This window comes from Amycolatopsis sp. NPDC102522, assembly GCF_055584485.1.
The window spans coordinates 164,993-182,565 of record NZ_JBVJLY010000008.1 but is presented as its reverse complement, the minus strand read 5'-3'; the positions used below and the strand labels follow the sequence as shown (position 1 = coordinate 182,565).

Genomic DNA, 17,573 nt, shown 5'->3' with positions numbered 1-17,573 from the left:
ATTCGCATTGAGTAATCCGGAGGTCTGTCCGAATAGGGGCTTGAGTAGTGCATCTGCTCTGTCGGCGCGCATTCATCGCGGCCTAGGTTCGTGTCCTCAAACCGACCACGTCGAGGACATGCAATGGCTCTCCCGCTTGTTCGTGAAGAAGACGATCTCCAGACCATGCCGACGACGGCGGCACTGTCAGCGGATTTCCCGGAACCCACCGAACTGGTTGCCGAATCCCTGGCGGACTGTGTGCTCTCCGGTTGGCTGATCGAGCGTGCCGACATCTGGACGTATCTGCATCCGCCCGTGGAGGAACACCGTCTCCAGGGCTGGAAGCTGCATGTTTCGGCCACCGTGCTCTCCGCGCCGTGGGTGCTGCAGGCCTGTCTGCCGATCCTGCTCGCCTCTTCGGCGCAGTTCAAATTCGCCTCCACTTCGGTCGACGTGCTGAAACTCAACGACTTCCAGTGTCCGCGTGGCAATTCCGGTAAATTCATCACCGTCTATCCGCCGGATCGTGATTCTTTGCTGGAACTCGCCGAGAAGCTGCACGAGGCGACCTCCGGTTTGTCCGGTCCGGCGATCCTGTCCGACGCCCGATACCGTCCGGACAGCCTGGTCCATTACCGCTACGGGGCGTTCGACGGCTATCGGACGCTGACCAATGACGGCGGGTATCGCGATTGCGTCCTCGACGGGAACGGCGCTCCGGTGGAGGACCGGAGGCAGGGATTCTTCCAGCCCCCGTCGTGGCTCCCGGACCCGTTCGGACGTGAAGACGCCGCCCCGCCGACGTCGGTGCTGCTGCGGGACCGGTACGAGGTCACCCAGGTGGTCCGCCACGCCAACAAGGGCGGCGTCTACCGCGCGCTGGACCGGGAAACCGGCCGCGAGGTGATCGTCAAGGAGGCACGGCCCCACGTCGGCACCGATCGCGAAGGCCTCGACGCCCGTGACTACCTGCGGCACGAAGGGTTCGTGTTGCGTCATCTCGCCGGTGTCGGCGTGGTCCCGGAGTACGTCGACCTGTTCGAGCAGCAGGAGCACATCTTCCTGGTCGAGGAATACCTGGACGGCGAGCGTCTCCGTGACCGGGTCGACGGCATCCTGCGCACCGGCGACGGCCAGCTCGACACGGCCGGATGCGCCGCGCTGGCCGGAAAGCTCGCGCGGTTGCTGCTCGGCCTGCACGAACGAGGCGTGGTCGTCCGTGACTTCACGCCGAACAACCTGCTGACCATGCCCGACGGGTCCGTCCGGCTGATCGACCTCGAACTCGCCGCCGTCCGCGCCGGGCACCCGGCCGAGTGGGTGGTGCTCGGTGCCGGAAGCGGCACGCCGGGGCTGAGCGCGCCGGAGCAGTTCTCCCGCGCGGATCCGGATCCGGCCGTGGACCTTTTCAGCCTCGGAGCCACGCTCCTGCATCAGATCGCCCAGGTGAATCCCGACTTCGCCGAGGATCTGCCCGAAGTACGCCCGCTGGAGGAGAGAGTGGCCGAATGGCTCGCCCCACCGCTGACCCGTCCGTTGTCACGGACGCTGAGCCGCGTGATCAAGGGGCTCATCCGCACCGAACCGGCCGAACGGATGAGCCTGGCCGAGGTCATCAAGCTGACCGAAAGCCCGGCGCCGGCGCTCACCAGGTCGAGGGAACTGCTCTGGTCTCCGGAGCAGTGGGACGAACTCGTCGAAGGCGCACTCGGCTATCTGGTCGAGACGGCCGCGCCCGAATCCGCGCCGAGGCCCTGGCCGGAAACCGGGTTCGGGGTGCTGAACGAACCCTGCTCCGTCCAGCACGGGCTGGCGGGCACCCTCGCCGTGCTGGCGAGGCTCAGCGAGAACGGCCTGCACGTCGAGAGGCTGTACGACATCGTGCTGCCCCGGATCCTCCGGCATCTCGACGGTCAGCACCATCGTCTTCCCGGTCTGTACTTCGGTTTCTCCGGGACGGCCTGGGCGCTGCACGACGCCGGCCGGGCACTGGGCCGTCCCGATCTCGTCGAACGGGCGCTCCGGCTGGCCAAGAACCTCATCATGGCCTGGCCGAACCCCGACCTGACCCACGGTCTCTCGGGGCTGGGCACGTGTTTTCTCTACCTGGCGGGCGAAACCGGTGACGCGGAGCTGGAACGACGCGCGGTTCTTTGTGCCGAATCCGTACTGGCCGCCGCGGATCCGGGACCGGACGGTCTCTTGTGGACGATCCCGATGTCGTTCGACTCGGACCTCGCCGGATACCGGTCGTACGGCTTCGCCCATGGTGTGGCCGGGATCGGCGCGTTCCTGCTCGCCGCAGCCGGAACCGCCGGACGTGAGGACTTCGCCGACGCCGCCCGGCGCTGCGGTGACACGCTGCTGGCCGCGTCGAGCGTCGACGCCGGGACCACGTACTGGCCGGACTGTCCGGGGGCCTCGCGGGCGCCGGTGTGGTGGTGCAACGGATCCGCCGGAATCGGCACCTTCTTGTGCCGTCTCCACTCCGAAACCGGCGACGATCGGTACCTCGAAGCCGCGATCGGCGCCGCTCGTGCGGTGATGGCGACCCGGCACTGGGCCGGAACCGCCTACTGCCACGGACTTCCCGGCAACGGCGACTTCCTGCTCGACCTGGCGGGCGCGACCGGCGACCCGGCCTACCGGGTCTGGGCGGAGTCGATCGCGCAGCTCATGTGGGCCCGGCGGATCTACCGGAACGGCCGGGCTGTGCTGCCGGACGAAGGCGGCAAGGACGTCACCAGTGGCTATGGCGCGGGAATCTCCGGCCAGCTCGCCTTCCTCGCCCGCCTGAGGTTCGGCGGACGACGGCTCTTCCACCCCGACCCATCGACCTGGCGTGATGGCCTGTCGCCGGAGCGCTCCGGAACTCACTTCGAAAAGAGGTGACCGAAGATGTCGAGGCGCTGCCCTAGCCGGGAACAGGTTCGTCCTACCTGGACTACGCGGCGGGCTGCCGGAGCTTCACGTGTGGCGTGACCTGCTGCGGGGACCCCGGTCTGAAGCCGAGCGACAACCGACCCACCCAGCAGACGAACTCGCCGGAGGCGTGACCACGACTCCGCCTCCGGCGGGTTTCCCATCACGAGGAGAGCCCCGGCCAGGACCTCGTTACGCCAAGTCGTGCTGCGCGACCTGGTCGAAGAGCGCCTCGCGGACGACGCCACCAAGGTGTTCACCGCTCGCCGGGACATCGTCGCCTTCGCTGCCGAGCCGACGGCGACCCGGCAGGTGTGCGACGGCGTCGAGGCCTCACGGCACGCGTCCGTCAGGTACGCCAGGGTCGGAGTGCCGCGTTCCCTCACCGTGAGCCTCGGTGTCGACCTCGGGCTGCTGGCTCTTCTGGTCCTCGCGCCGGTCCTGATCTCGGAGGGCAGGCTGTCCTCGGGTGACCTCGTCGCCGCCGTGTACTACGTGACCTTCGGGCTCGCTCCGGCGGTGCGGGCTGGCTGGTGGACCTGTTGAGCAGGCAGGTCAAGGGAAAACACCACGCTTTGCGCAGTCCGTACCCCGGCCTGCCCGCCACCGTGGTCGCGACCGCCTGGGGCAGGCAGCTCACCCTGGACGATCCGGCGGACCCTCGGATCGCACGATTCCTCGAATTTTACCGCGCGGGCCCGCAGTCTGCCGAAATGGGAGCACCGTGCGACGGCGGCGTCGGAAATCCACTGCCTTAGGGCGAATTCGTTCACCGGTCCCACAGGATTCGCGACCCGACCGGTCCGGCGCGCCGCTTGTGCCTTATCTCTCGATAAGTCCCTTTGAGGGCGTTTGTGATCGTCGGACCGGGTTTCGGGGTGGTTTGCGAGCCACTGACCGGACGGGCTGGAGCAAAATGGCGGCCAGGTGTCGATGCGAGTCGGGCGGCGTCGTGATATGGGCAGATAGTGGCAGGGGTGCAACTCTATCCGCATTATGGGATTCGACCACCCGGACGCGTGGTGGGCACCGCATGGCAATCGGGTCGAAAACTTGGTGACTCGACTCTGAACGCCGGGAAAATGCTGGGTTTCGGCCGTCGAGTGCACCATGGTCGTTTTGGCGGGTTGCTCCCGGCCGTCGTCCACCTGCGGGATCTCGTAGAAATCGCGGGGTTGTGAAATCCGTTCCGCCTTTGTGTTCGGCCACTCTGTCGATTTTCGAAGTCGATCAGAATGCTTCATTCTTCTGACCTAATTCCATCGAACTGGGCTGTTCGTACGTATGCCCTTGCGCATTGTCGTGGACTTATGGCCTGCGAACCCGGATCCAACCTTTCGTACGGATGGAGGTACCCGTTCAAAGTTTCTCGCACTACTTTCCAATGCTGTTGTCCCGGCTACGCGACGCCCAGTCCTCGCCGTCGGGAAGTGTCGTTCGACAAGCGCTTCCGCCGGTAGTTGCAGTGGAGCCCGCCTTGAATACGCGTATTCGTGGTGGCTGATCCGAGTACGGCTCCTTGTTCGAGCGTAAACCCAGCCATAACGGCGATCTATTAAGGAAAATGGTGAATTCTTCCCAAGATCTCGATGTCAGTTTGGACCCGCCTTTACGGAAGGCGCGAAATGAGGGACTGGTCATACGAAAATACGGTGGATCATCGCTGGCCACACCCGGTTTGGTGAGCGGCGTGGCCGCCGAGGTGGCGGCGCTCGTCGAAGCGGGGGAGCGGGTGGTCCTGGTCGTGTCGGCGATGGGGGACACCACCGACCGGCTGATCAAGTTGGCCGGGGAGTTCGCCGAGCCACCGGCTCCACGAGAACTCGACCAGCTGATGGCGACGGGCGAACAGGTCTCCGCATCGGTGCTCGCCATGGCACTGGCCGAACGCGGGGTCGAGGCCGTGTCGCTGTCCGGTGACCAGGCAGGGATCGAGGTGAGCGGCGATCCTGGAGCGGGAACCATCGTGCGGGTCGATCCGGAGAAGCTCATCGCGCGGCTGCGTGACGTGCAGGTCGTCGTGGTCGCCGGATTCCAGGGACGGGACGCCAACGGCGAACTGCTGACCCTGGGCAGAGGCGGTTCGGACACCACGGCGGTGGCCATCGCGGCGGCGCTCGGCGGTTCCGAATGCGAGATCTGCACCGACGTCCACGGTGTCCGCACGGCCGATCCCCGGATCGTGGCGGACACCCGGCCGGTCCGGACGATCTCCTACGACGCCATGGTGGAGCTCGCCGGACTCGGCGCCCGTGTGCTGCATCCCAGATCGGTCGAGCTCGCGCGCCGTCACGGGGTGGCCGTGCGGGTGACGCATTCCTCGGACCCCGGTCCGTCCACCGTCGTCAGCGCGGGAGAGCCGTCGCTGGAAGGCGCTCCCCGCGTCATCGGCATCGCTCACGAACGTGACGTGCGGCTGGTCAGGGTCGAGGTTTCGGCCTCCAGCCCGGACCACTACGCCCGCGTGCTCACGATGCTCGCCGGCTGCGGGGTGAAACCGGAGAACCTGAGCTGGCCCGACCCCGGCGAACTACGGTTCACCGTCCGGGGTTCGGAGCCGCTCGGCCCGCCGATCACCGAACTGGCGATGGCGCTGGACGCCCGGTCCACGGTTTTCGAAGAACTCGGCTCGGTTTCGGTGGTCGGTACGGCGTTGCTCGATCCACCCGGCTTCCTGCCCGAGCTACTCCGGGTGCTCGCCGACCACCGGGTCACAGTGCCGGCGATGACCACTTCACAGTCGCGGATCACCGCCGTGATCCCCGCCGACGCCGTCGACACGACCGTCCGCGCCCTGCACGAGTCGTTCGGCCTGGCGGAGGACCGGACATGAGCCCGTACGGACAGCCGTCGGGCCTGTTCACCACCGACGGGCTGGTCCTGACGTGCGACGGCCACGAACAGCGGGTCCGGTGGCGCGTCGGTGATCGGCTCGAGCAGCTGTACGAACGGCTTTGCGACCGGCTGCGCGCCGACGGCCTCGGCGATCGCCTCGCCGTGGACACTGGGGACACGAAGCTCACCTTCGCCGGTCTGGACGAGCAGGCGAATCGTCTCGCCCGTCACCTCCGGGCGCATGGGGTGCGGCCCGGTGATCGGATCGGGCTGCTGTTCGACGAACCTGTCCATCCCTACGTCGCGATGCTGGCCGTGCTCAAGGTCAACGCGGCGTATGTGCCGCTGGACGCGGGCTTTCCCGACGACAGGCTGGGCTACATCGTCCGCGACGCCGGTGTCCGGCTGGTGCTGTCGACCTCCGGTCTGCGTGGCCGTTTCGAACCGGGCAGCGTCGATCTGGTCTGCGTCGACGAGGACTCGGGACGGATCGCCGCGCTGTCGGGTGAACGGCTCAGCGCGGCCGAGAAGGGCACTCCGGCGGACGAACTCTGTTATGTCGTCTACACGTCCGGCTCGACAGGGCGGCCGAAGGGCGTGACGATCGACCACGCCGCAATCTGCAACTTCGTCAGCGTCGCCGCCGACGTCTACGGAATCGAGGGCACCGACCGGATCTACCAGGGCATGACGATCGCTTTCGACTTCTCGGTCGAGGAGATCTGGGTGCCGTTGCTGTGCGGCGCGACGCTCGTGCCGAAACCCGGCGGGGCCAGCCTTGTCGGTCACGAGCTCTTCGAATTCCTGAGGGACAACCGGGTCACCGCGCTGTGCTGCGTCCCGACCCTGCTGGCGAGCCTCGACGAGGACCTGCCGTTGCTGCGGTTCCTCCTGGTGTCGGGTGAGGCTTGTCCCGAGGATCTCGTCCGCCGCTGGTACCAACCGGATCGGCGATTTCTCAACGTCTACGGCCCGACCGAGGCGACGGTCACCGCGACGTGGTCGGTGCTGAGGCCGGACCGGCCGGTGACCATCGGGGTGCCCTTGCCGACCTATTCGGTCGTCATCCTCGATCCGGACGAGCCGACGGCGCTGGCCGCCGGCGAACTGGGGGAGATCGGCATCGCCGGGATCGGGCTCGCCGGGGGCTACCTGAACCGGCCCGACCTCACCGAACGCGCGTTCATCCCGGACTTCCTCGACATCGGGCACAACCCGTCCCGGCGCATCTACCGCACCGGCGACCTGGGCCGGATCACCCCGGACGGCGAGATCGAGTACCACGGCCGCGCCGATACGCAGGTGAAGATCCGCGGCTACCGCGTCGAGCTCACGGAGATCGAATCGGTCCTGCTGCAGATCCCCGGAATCGCCCAAGCGGTGGTCGAGACCCACCACCCGGAGGCAGGCACGACCGAACTGGTCGCCTACTACAGCCTGCGCCGCGACCGGGCGGACATCGACGCCGGGGAACTACGCCGCCGCCTGGGGGAACTGCTGCCGGGCTACATGGTGCCCGCCTACCTCGAACAGCTCGAGCACATCCCGCTGACACCGGCGGGCAAAGCGGACCGCAAGAACCTCCCGGCGCCGAGCAACCCGCGAAGAGGGGGAAGCGACGTCGACTATGTGGCGCCGGCCAACGAGACCGAACGCCACCTGGCGGAGGCCTTGGGCGGTGTCCTCGGCATCGAGCGGATCTCGGCGACGGGCCACTTCTTCGACGACTACGGCGCCGACTCCCTGTTGCTGGCCAAGTTCTGTGGCGTGGTCCGGGAGCGCGGCGAGGTCGCGCCGTTGTCGGCGAGGGACGTGTACCTGAACCCCACCGTTCGCGGGCTGGCCGAGCTGGTCCCCGCTTCGCCCGTGGGCGCTGTCGCTCGTGCCGAGGAACCGCGCCGGGCGTCCACCGGCGCCTATGTCCTCTGTGGAGTGTTCCAGCTTCTCATCTTCCTCGCCTACGCCGCGGGTTCGGGCTGGATCCTGGACACGGGCTTCGCCTGGATCACCGCGACGACCGGGATCATCGACATCTACGCGCGCGCAGTCGGACTCGGACTCGTCGTGTTCGTCGTTCTCTCGGTGGTCCCGGTCTTGGTGAAGTGGACGCTGGTCGGGCGGTGGAAACCGGGGGAGATCCCGCTGTGGGGCCCTGGCTACCTACGCTTCTGGACGGTCAAGACACTGGTCAGGTTCAGCCCCCTGATGCTGTTCACCGGCACGCCGTTGTACTCCTGGTACCTGCGGTCGCTCGGCGCGGACATCGGCAAGGGTGCGGTGATCCTGTCCCGGAACCCGCCGGTCTGCACCGATCTGCTCAGCGTCGGCGCCGGGGCCGTCATCCGGAAGGACGTCTTCTTCTCCTGCTACCGCGCCAGGGCGGGCCGGATCCAGACCGGCAGGGTCACCCTCGGCGACCACGCCTTCGTCGGTGAGATGACCGTGCTCGACATCGACACGGAGATCGGGGACGACGCGCAGCTCGGTCACTCGTCGTCCTTGAACACCGGACAGACCGTGCCCGACGGCGAGTCATGGCACGGCTCACCCGCCCGTCTCTCCACAGTGGACTACCGGGCACTGGGAACGGTGGCGCGCGGCAGGTTCAGGCCGTTCGCCTTCTGCGTGTCCAGCTTGCTGCTCATGCTGCTGGTGACACTTCCCGCGACACTGGGCGGCTCGGACGTGATCGTCGATCGCCTGTTCAGGGCGACGGCGGACTTCACCAGCTGGGCCTTCTACCGCGACCAGATCGCCGGTTCGGCCCTGCTGTACTTCGGGGGTTTGCTCGCCGGGCTGGCGATCGTCCTCACGGTCCCACGCCTGCTCAACCTGTTTCTCCAGCCGGACCGGGTCTATCCGCTGTACGGCGCGCACTTCGGGATGCAACGGCTGATCGCCAGGCTGACGAACCTGCGTTCGTACACCTACCTGTTCGGCGACAGCAGCTACATCGTGTACTACCTGCGCGCGCTGGGGTACGACCTGTCGAAGATCCAGCAGACGGGATCCAACTTCGGGGTCGAGGTCAAGCACGAGACGCCGTTCCTCAGCACGGTCGGCTCCGGGACGATGGTGTCGGACGGCCTTTCGATGCTGAACGCGGACTTCTCCGCCTCGTCGTTCCGGCTGCGCCGGACCGCCATCGCGCCAGAGGCGTTCCTGGGCAACGAGATCGCGTTTCCCCCGGACTCGCGAGTCGGCCGGAACGTCCTTCTGGCCACCAAGGTCCTCGTTCCGCTGGACGGGCCGATCCGGGAGAACGTCGGCCTGCTGGGGTCACCGGCGTTCGAGATCCCCCGGAACGTTCGCCGTGACGGCGGGTTCGAGCACCTCAGCACCGGAGACGGCCTGCGCCGGAGCCTGATCGCGAAGAACCGGCACAACATCGGGACCATCTTCGTCTACATGCTGGTGCACTGGCTCCACCTGCTCGGGATCACCCTCATCGGGACGGCGGCCAGCTTCGCGCACGAGAAGGTCGGCGCGCTCGCCGTCGGCGGCGGCATCGTGGCCTCGCTGGTGTTCTCCGTTTCGTTCTTCATGCTGGCCGAACTCGCCGTGCAGGGTTTCCGGTCGCTGCGACCGCGGTTCTGCTCGATCTACGATCCGATCTTCTGGCGGCACGAGCGGTACTGGAAGCTCAGTCCCGCCCGCTACCTCGCGTTGTTCAACGGGACACCGTTCAAGTCCTTCCTCTGGCGCTGCCTCGGCGTCCGGATGGGACACCGGGTCTTCGACGACGGATGCGCGATCCCGGAGCGGTCGTTGGTGAGCATCGGCGACGACTGCACGCTCAACCTGCACACCGTCCTGCAGGCGCATTCGCTCGAGGACGGCACGTTCAAATCCGACCACATCGTCGTCGGCCCGGCCTGCACGATCGGCACCGGCGGCTTCGTCCACTATGGAGTGACGATGGCGGAGGGCGCGATCGTCGAAGCGGACGCGTTCCTGATGAAGGGCACCACGGCCCCGGCACGGACCCGCTGGCAGGCCAATCCGGCGGTCGAACTCGACACGGCGGAAATCATCACCGCGGCAAGGAGGCTGCCATGACCCACACCCAGACAGCGAAACCGGCGCCCCGGGTCCAAGGCGACCTGCCCGGTCCTCGCTCGGCCGAGTTCCTCGAACACCAGCAGCAGTGGGAATCCAGCGCGCGGGCCTACCCGCGCAACCTGCCGATCGCGATCGCGGGCGGTGAGGGCAGCTACCTCTGGGACATGGACGGGAACGTCTTCATCGACTTCCTGGCGGGCGCGGGTGTGCTGTCCCTCGGCCACAACCATCCCGAGTTGGTGCAGGCGGCCACCGAGCAATTGCACGTGCTCACCCATGGCCTGGACTTCCCGACGCCCGCCAAACGCGAGTTCATCGACGCCCAGCTGTCCATGCTGCCACCGGGTATGCGCTCGCGGACACGGATGCACTTCTGCGGGCCGGGCGGGGCCAACGCCGTGGACGCCGCGATCAAGCTGTGCAAGACCGCGACCGGTCGCGGCGATCTGGTGTCCTTCCAAGGCGGGTTCCACGGCTCGAGCCACGCCGCGATGGCGTTGACCGGTCTCGTCGACCAGAAACGGCCGATCGCCAACGGCGTGCCCGGGGTGCATTTCTTCCCGTACTCCTACTGTGCCCGCTGCCCGGTGGGACTCTCGCGGGACACCTGCGAAACCAACTGCGTGGGTTTGCTGGAGCGCTCCCTGCGCGATCCCAACGGCGGCATTCCGCTGCCGGCCGCGGTGATCCTGGAAATGGTGCAGGGCGAAGGCGGGGTCATTCCGGCCGACCGCGATTTCGTGCGGCGTGTCCGCGCGTTGACCGCGGAGCTGGACATCCCGCTCGTGGTCGACGAGGTGCAGACCGGCTGCGGCCGCACCGGGACCTGGTTCGCGTTCGAGAACTACGACATCGAGCCCGACGTGATCATCGCCTCGAAGGCCTTGAGCGGAATGGGGTTGCCGGTGGCGGTGATCTTCTACGACGAGCGCCTGGACGGCTGGGCGCCCGGCGCGCATACGGGCACGTTCCGGGGCAACCAGGCCGCGTTCGCGGCGGGTGCCGCGGCGGTCCACGTCGTCCGGCGCGACGACGTGCTGGGCAACGTCCGGCACCGCGGGCGGCAGCTCGAACGGCGGCTCGGCACGCTGCGCGGTCATCCGTGGGTCCGCGAAGTTCGCGGCCTCGGCCTGATGTGGGGGATCGAGCTGGCCGATCCCCGTGACGGCCGCCCGGCGAGCGGGTACGCCCGCGCCGTCCAGGCGTACGCGCTGAGACAAGGGCTGATCATCGAACTCGGCGGCCGCGACGACGGCGTGATCCGGCTGATGCCCCCGCTCACCGTGACCGCGGAAGAGATCGAAATCGCGTGCACGATCCTGCTCGACGCCGTCGAGCGCTGCGTCGCGACCCGGTAGGGGGTAACGAGAGCGGACGGTTGGTATTATTATACCGGCGCATGCTAGGGTGCCGGTATAATAATACCAACCTTGGACGTGAGGTATCCGTGATCGAACTGAAGACGCCCGCCGAGATCCAGCGCATGCACGTGACCGGGCGTTTCGTCGCTGAAGTGCTCACCGAGGTCGGCGAGATGGCCGACGTGGGCGTCAACCTCATGGATCTGGAACACCACGTGCGCGGGATGATCGAACGGCGCGGGGCGGAGTCGTGTTACTGGGACTACGCGCCGTCCTTCGGCAAGGGGCCGTTCCGCAACGTCATCTGCCTGGCGGTCAACGACGCCGTCCTGCACGGTCTTCCCCACGACTACGCGCTGCGCGACGGCGACGTGCTCACGGCGGACTTCGCGGTGAAGATCGACGGCTGGGCGGCCGACTCGGCGCGCACGGTCATCGTCGGGACGGCCGCCGAGGAAGACCTGCGGATCGTTCGTGCCACCGAGGAAGCGCTGGAGGCGGCGATCGAGGCGGCTCGTCCGGGTAACCGTTTGGGTGATATCTCGGCGGCCATCGGGGCGGTCGCCCGTGACCACGGCTATCCGGTCAACACCGAATTCGGCGGCCACGGCATCGGCCGCACCATGCACGAGGAACTTCACGTGCCCAACAAGGGCAAAGCCGGCCGCGGCCTGAAGCTGCAGCCCGGGCTGACTCTCGCGCTCGAACCCTGGTTCGCCCGCACGACCGACCGGATCGTCTTCGACGACGACGGCTGGACGATCCGCTCGGCCGACGGTTCGCGCACGGCCCACTCCGAACACACGGTGGCCGTCACCGAGGACGGACCCCTGGTGCTCACCCGGCGCGAGCACGAGAACCCTGCCGTGCGGGCAGGGTCCAGGCGACTGTCCACAAAGGATTCTTGAGCCCTTTGAGTACAACGAAAGAGTGATCCCCGGCACCTTCCTGCCTCTTCGGTCAGTGTCGGTGTGCACAACAGGCAGTGTCGCCTGCTTTTCGTTCCTCGCCGTTCCCGCGTGGATAGGCTCGATCGTGCCCGGCGAGTGAACGGGCGATCATCCCTGCGAGGAAGGAAATCCAGCCACAATGCGAAACAGTCTCAAGAGGCTTGCGGTCGTCGGCGCGGCCGCCCTCGGCCTGTTCGTCGCGGTTCCGGCGAGCGCCTTCGCCATCGGTGAGGTCGCCTGCGGCAACAGGGACGACTTCGTGAAGCTGGACATCTCGTTCGGAAACGGGATGGGCACCAACAAGTGCTTCGCGAACGGTGGAGTCACCGGCACGAACATCGGCGGTGTCTACAACGTCTTCTCGGGCAACAACAAGGTGACCGTCAACTACGAGCGCAACGGCCGGTACGAGTCGTCGACGCTCGGCTACTGGCAGGGTGTGGGCTTCTCCGGCACCGTCCGCGTGTACGAGGTGCGCATCTGGTGACGGCCCTCTGAGCTGTGGCATCCGACAGCCGGACGGCGTGACGCCGTCCGGCTGTCGGTGCGTGCTTGAATCAAGTCATGAGCAATCCCTTGGTCGCGCCGGTGAAGGATTCGACGACGGCGGTGTCGGGCGTGCCCTTGTTGGAGGGTGCTCTCGATCTGAAGTCGGCGATCGAGAGCGGTGACTGGGCGTCGGTCGCGATGGGTGCGGTGGGGACCGCGCTGGACGCGCTGACAGCGGTGATGGACCCGTTCGGGGCGGTGTTCGCGGCCGGTGTGGGCTGGTTGATCGAGCATGTCGGTCCGTTGAAGGAAGCGCTCAACGCGCTGACCGGTAACGCGGACGAGATCGCGGCGCAGGCGGAGACCTGGACCAATATCGCCAAGGAGCTCGGGGAAGTTTCGGTCGAGTTGGTGGACCTGGTCGAGAAGGATCTCGGTAGCTGGTCGGGTGAAGCTGCCGACGCGTATCGGAAGCAGGCGAAGAACACTTCGACGCTGATCGAGAGCGCGCAGAAGGGCAGCGAAGGCGCGGGCAGCGGGGTGAAGACCGCGGGGGAGGTCGTCGCCGCGGTCCGGATGCTGGTCCGGGACATCATCGCGGAGCTCATCGGACACTTGATCTCGTGGGCGTTGCAGGTGGTGTTCACGCTCGGGATCGGGCTGACATGGGTGGTGCCGCAGGTCGTGGCGGCGGTGGCCAAGACCGCGTCGAAGATCGCCGGTCTGACCACGAAGCTGGTGAAGGCGCTCAAGGCGCTGATGCCGTTGCTGAAGCGGGTGGACGACCTGTTCGGCGACGCCTCGAAGGCGTTGAAGAACCTCAAGGGCGGGACGGTCAAACCCTCCGGCAAGCCCAAGGACATCAAGACCAAGTCGCCCGACACCAAACCCAAACCGAACCCGAAGGACGAAAGCACCAACCCTTCAGGGGATCACACCAACCCTTCCGGTGATCACGGTCCGCCTGGCGACAAGGGCAACACCGGCGGCGACAAGGGTGGTTCCGGCGGCGGGGACAAAACCGGCAATACCAACCCCACCGGCGATCACGTCACTCCTTCGGGTTCCCACGGCGGCTCCGGCGGCGGGACCAAGAGCCCGCCTCCGGGACGCGGCGAGAACCCGCCCAACAAATCCGCCGCGCCCGACGAGCTGAACCTTTGCGGCGACCCGATCGACATCGCCACCGGCGAGGTCGTGATGGTGCAGGACGACCTGTCGCTGGCCGGACCGCTCCCCATCCGGATCCGCCGCACCCACATGTCGAGCTACCGGGCGGGCACCGGCTTCGGCCGCTCCTGGGCGTCGACCGCCGACCTGCGGCTGGAGTTCGCCGCCGAGCACGTCCATTTCTTCTCCGACGACGGCACGGTCCTGATGTTCCCGCGGCCCGAGCCGGGGCTGCCGATGGAGTCGCTGGCCGGGCCCTCGCGCGTGCTGATGGTGGACGAGGCGGGCGTCTATCGGCTGGTGACCTGGGATTCCGGGATCACGCTGTCTTTCGCGCCGGTCACCGGTGCTCCGGCGGGAGTGCTGCCGCTGACCATGTTCGAGCTCGGCGAGGACGGGCCGCGGATCGAGGTGGACCACGACGTCGACGGCGCCGGCGTGCGCTGGCGGCATTCCGACGGACGGGTGCTGGAGATCGACCGCGCCCGCGGCCGGATCCACGCGCTGCGGATGACCGATCCGCCGCAGGGCCAGAACGTGGTCGTCATGCGCTACGGCTACGACGACGCGGGAAACCTCACCGAGGTGACCAACTCCTCCGGCCGGGCACTGCGCTTCGACTACGACCCGGACGGCCGCCTGGCGGAATGGCAGGACCGCAACGGGATCTGGTACCGCTACATCTACGACGCCGCCGGGCGCTGTGTGCGCACCGTCGGCGATCGCGGTTTCCTCGACTGCGCCTTCGAATACGGGCCGAAGCGCACCCGCTACACCGATTCCCTCGGCCACGTCACGGTTTTCGAGCTGGACGGCGCGCACCACGTGGTGCGTGAGACGGATCCGCTCGGCGCGTCCACGGTCTTCACCTGGGACGACCGGGGTCGGATGCTGTCGAAGACCGACCCGCTCGGCCGCACCACGCGGTTCGCCTACAACGCCGAGGGCGAGGTCTCGAAGGTCACCCGGCCCGACGACAGCGTGGTGCTGGTGAACCGCTCCGAGGACGGCGCGGTCGACGGGCTGGTGGCGGACGAGGGCGACCACACCCGCTATCGGGCGTACCCGGACGGCCTGGGACCGGATCCGCGGCAGGATCCGGTCGGCGTCTCCGGCGCGATCACCATCGACACCGGCCCGGAGTCCGACGACTCGGGCACCGAGGATCACGACCTGTTCGGCAGGCCGCGTTCGGTTCCGCACGGCAGGGGACGGGCCCGGATCGGCTGGACCGTGGAGGGGCTGCGGGCCTGGCGGGTCGGCTCGCTGAGCGAGCGGCAGAGCTGGCGCTACGACAGCGAAGGCAACGAGATCGAGCACGTCGACCCGGCGGGTCGCGCGACCCGCCGCGAGTACGGCCCGTTCGACATGCTGACCGCGGAGATCGATCCGGCGGGCGGGCGGACCCAGTACGCCTACGACACCGAGCTGCGGCCTGCCACGGTGACCAACCCCGCCGGGCTGACCTGGACCTACGCCTACGATCCGGCCGGCCGCCTCGTCCGGCAGACCGACTTCGACGGCCGGACGACCTCCTACGCCTACGACGCGGCGGGCCAGCTCACCCGTTCCGTCGACCCCGCCGGTCGGGCCACGGAATATGTCTACGACCTGATCGGCAACCTCGTCCGGATCCGCACCGAAGACACGGAGACCACTTACGCCTACGACGTGGTCGGCGAACTGGTCCGCGCCGACGACGGCGAGTCCGTGGTGGAGTTCGAACGGGACGAGAACGGCCGGACGGTGCGCACGATCACCGACGGACTGGAAGTCGTCTTCGCGTACGACTCCGAGCAGGGCGCCATCAGCCGTCGTACTCCGTCCGGCGCGACGAGTGTGTGGTCCTTCGACAAGGAGGAACGGCCGAGCGCGCTCTCGACCACCGATCACCTCGTCGAGTACGCCTACGACACAGAAGGCCGCCCGATCGACCGCCGTGTCGACGGAGGTGCCCGGCTGGGGCAGCAGTTCGACGCCGACGACCGGATCGTCGGCCAGACCCTCACCGACGCGACCGGTACCGTGCTGCGGCACCGGGAGTTCGCCCGGTCCGCAGACGGAGACCTGACCGCGATCCGCGACGCCGCCGGGGGCGAATCCTTCGGCCGCGACGCGGCCGGCCGGATCACCACCCACTGGGTGGACGGCGTGCGTGAGGACATCGCCTACGACCCCGCGGGCAAGGTCGTGCGGTGGGCCACCACGAACGTCGCGTACGCCGAAGCCGGGCCGCGTGCGTACGACCGCAACACCGTCACCGGCGCGGGAGCGGTCCGCTACGAACACGACGTGAGCGGCCGTCGCACCGCCCGGCACGAAGGCGACCGGAGCTGGCGGTACGACTGGGACGCGCGCAACCGGCTGACCGGTCTCACCACGCCGGACGGCCGCCGCTGGCGATACCGCTACGACCCGCTCGGCAGACGCACGGCGAAGGAACTGCTCGGCCCGGACGGTCAGATCCTCGAACAGGTGCGCTTCGTCTGGGATGGCAACGCGCTGATCGAGCAGGCGCACACCGGCCCGGCAGGCGTCGTCGTCACCACCTGGGAGCGACGGCCGGACACCGAGGAACCGGTCACTCAGATCGACCGAGGCGCCGGATCGGTGCGGTTCCGGGCTTTCGTGACCGACTCCATCGGCACACCGACCGACCTGCTCGACCCGGTCGGCACCCCGAGCTGGACAGGCCGCTGGACACTGTGGGGACTGCCGCTGGCCGGTGCCCCGTTCCCGAGCACGCCACTGCGGTTCCCGGGCCAGTACCTGGACGCGGAAAGCGGGCTGCACTACAACCTGCACCGCTACTTCGACCCGGCCACCGCGCGGTACCTCAGCCAGGATCCGCTCGGCCTCCCCGCCGGGCCGGATCCGGCGGGCTATCCGCACGACCCGACCGCGGGCTCGGATCCCCTCGGCTTGGTGTGGTGTCCCAAGAAACGCAAGTTCGTAGACGGCCCTGGCACCTCCGGAACCGGGCACAACGCGGGCAACACCGGCGGCAGCTCGAAACGTCCTCGGACCGAGAACGACAACTCCAACCGCGGCGGTCGCACCAAGAACCAGGCGGGAACGACCGAAGAGGTCAGGGCCACCTACGACAAGAACTCCACCCGGGGAAAGGACTTCGTCAACCAGCCGGACAAGAACCAGGTCACCGACGTCGACAAGTTGAACGACAACTCGGTCATCCACAACAAGGTGGACACGGACGGGTCGGTGTACGGGGAGAACAAGCTGAGCGACGACCTCGTGGAGACACTGGAGAACACCCGGAGGAACAAACCCGACGCGAACGGGAACGAGTTCCTGAGGGCCGACGAGAAGTGGATCCGCGGGCACCTCGAGAACGGCGACATGGGCGGACCGGGCACCTCCGACAACATGATCCCGCTGACCCACACCGCGAACATGAACTACAAGAAGCTCGAATCGAGCATGCACAACTTCGTGGACATCAAGACCGCCCTCGCGAGGTGTGACGCCTCCGACATCGCGATCGACTTCCGGGTCAAGCCCAGCGACGAGGTGAAGTTCCCCAAATCGGACAACGACTTCGAGCGCGGCATTCGCGATCACGTCGAGATCAACACCCAGTACACCGGGATCACTCCGGACATCGCGAAGCGGCTGATGGACGGAAAACTGGACGTCCCGCTGCCGGACCTGCCCCCGCTGGGAACCAAGTTCGACACCATCAGCGGCAAGTTCACCAAGCCCGACGGCAGCGAGTGGATCAAGAATCCGAAGGGTCACGACCTGAGTCAGTACCTGTGAGTGCCGCCGAATACACTGAATA

9 protein-coding genes are annotated in these 17,573 nt (G+C 67.5%); all 9 read left to right on the top strand.

All coding sequences use genetic code 11. The annotated features are described in order from the left end of the window. Positions 1-123 precede the first annotated feature (123 nt). The 9 genes from lanL (at position 124) to ACZ6YV_RS20860 (ending at position 17,551) form a co-directional block, all read left to right on the top strand. Positions 124-2,874 (top strand): class IV lanthionine synthetase LanL, encoded by a 2,751-nt coding sequence (gene lanL, locus ACZ6YV_RS20900; protein WP_465511182.1) that lies wholly within the window; start codon positions 124-126, stop codon positions 2,872-2,874. Between the two features lie 234 nt (positions 2,875-3,108). After that, the gene (locus tag ACZ6YV_RS20895; RefSeq protein WP_465511181.1) at positions 3,109-3,450 is read left to right on the top strand and encodes a hypothetical protein; all 342 of its coding nucleotides are present in this window, start codon (positions 3,109-3,111) and stop codon (positions 3,448-3,450) included. Then, the gene (locus tag ACZ6YV_RS20890) at positions 3,438-3,662 is read left to right on the top strand and encodes a DUF3105 domain-containing protein (RefSeq protein ID WP_465511180.1); all 225 of its coding nucleotides are present in this window, start codon (positions 3,438-3,440) and stop codon (positions 3,660-3,662) included. Before ACZ6YV_RS20895 ends, ACZ6YV_RS20890 begins: the two co-directional genes overlap by 13 nt. Positions 3,663-4,468: 806 nt before the next feature. Continuing rightward, on the top strand, positions 4,469-5,737 hold the full coding sequence (locus tag ACZ6YV_RS20885; protein ID WP_465511179.1) for an aspartate kinase: 1,269 nt from the start codon (positions 4,469-4,471) through the stop codon (positions 5,735-5,737). Then, complete coding sequence (locus tag ACZ6YV_RS20880; protein WP_465511178.1) at positions 5,734-9,798, top strand: Pls/PosA family non-ribosomal peptide synthetase; 4,065 nt, start codon at positions 5,734-5,736, stop codon at positions 9,796-9,798. The genes ACZ6YV_RS20885 and ACZ6YV_RS20880 overlap by 4 nt, the downstream gene beginning before the upstream one ends. Continuing rightward, positions 9,795-11,159: an aspartate aminotransferase family protein gene (locus ACZ6YV_RS20875; RefSeq protein ID WP_465511177.1), complete on the top strand. Its 1,365-nt coding sequence runs from the start codon at positions 9,795-9,797 to the stop codon at positions 11,157-11,159. Before ACZ6YV_RS20880 ends, ACZ6YV_RS20875 begins: the two co-directional genes overlap by 4 nt. A gap of 89 nt (positions 11,160-11,248) precedes the next feature. Beyond that, a complete protein-coding gene (gene map / locus ACZ6YV_RS20870) occupies positions 11,249-12,070 on the top strand; it encodes a type I methionyl aminopeptidase (RefSeq protein WP_465511176.1) in 822 nt (273 codons plus the stop codon). A 181-nt stretch (positions 12,071-12,251) separates the two neighbouring features. Continuing rightward, complete coding sequence (locus ACZ6YV_RS20865) at positions 12,252-12,599, top strand: beta/gamma crystallin domain-containing protein (RefSeq protein ID WP_465511175.1); 348 nt, start codon at positions 12,252-12,254, stop codon at positions 12,597-12,599. Between the two features lie 77 nt (positions 12,600-12,676). Continuing rightward, the gene (locus ACZ6YV_RS20860) at positions 12,677-17,551 is read left to right on the top strand and encodes a DUF6531 domain-containing protein (protein ID WP_465511174.1); all 4,875 of its coding nucleotides are present in this window, start codon (positions 12,677-12,679) and stop codon (positions 17,549-17,551) included. Positions 17,552-17,573 lie beyond the last annotated feature (22 nt).

Coding starts and splice junctions, on each gene's coding strand:
- lanL (WP_465511182.1), top strand. CDS start 124: ATGGCTCTCCCGCTTGTTCGTGAAGAAGACGATCTCCAGACCATGCCG.
- ACZ6YV_RS20885 (WP_465511179.1), top strand. CDS start 4,469: ATGGTGAATTCTTCCCAAGATCTCGATGTCAGTTTGGACCCGCCTTTA.
- ACZ6YV_RS20880 (WP_465511178.1), top strand. CDS start 5,734: ATGAGCCCGTACGGACAGCCGTCGGGCCTGTTCACCACCGACGGGCTG.
- ACZ6YV_RS20875 (WP_465511177.1), top strand. CDS start 9,795: ATGACCCACACCCAGACAGCGAAACCGGCGCCCCGGGTCCAAGGCGAC.
- ACZ6YV_RS20865 (WP_465511175.1), top strand. CDS start 12,252: ATGCGAAACAGTCTCAAGAGGCTTGCGGTCGTCGGCGCGGCCGCCCTC.
- ACZ6YV_RS20860 (WP_465511174.1), top strand. CDS start 12,677: ATGAGCAATCCCTTGGTCGCGCCGGTGAAGGATTCGACGACGGCGGTG.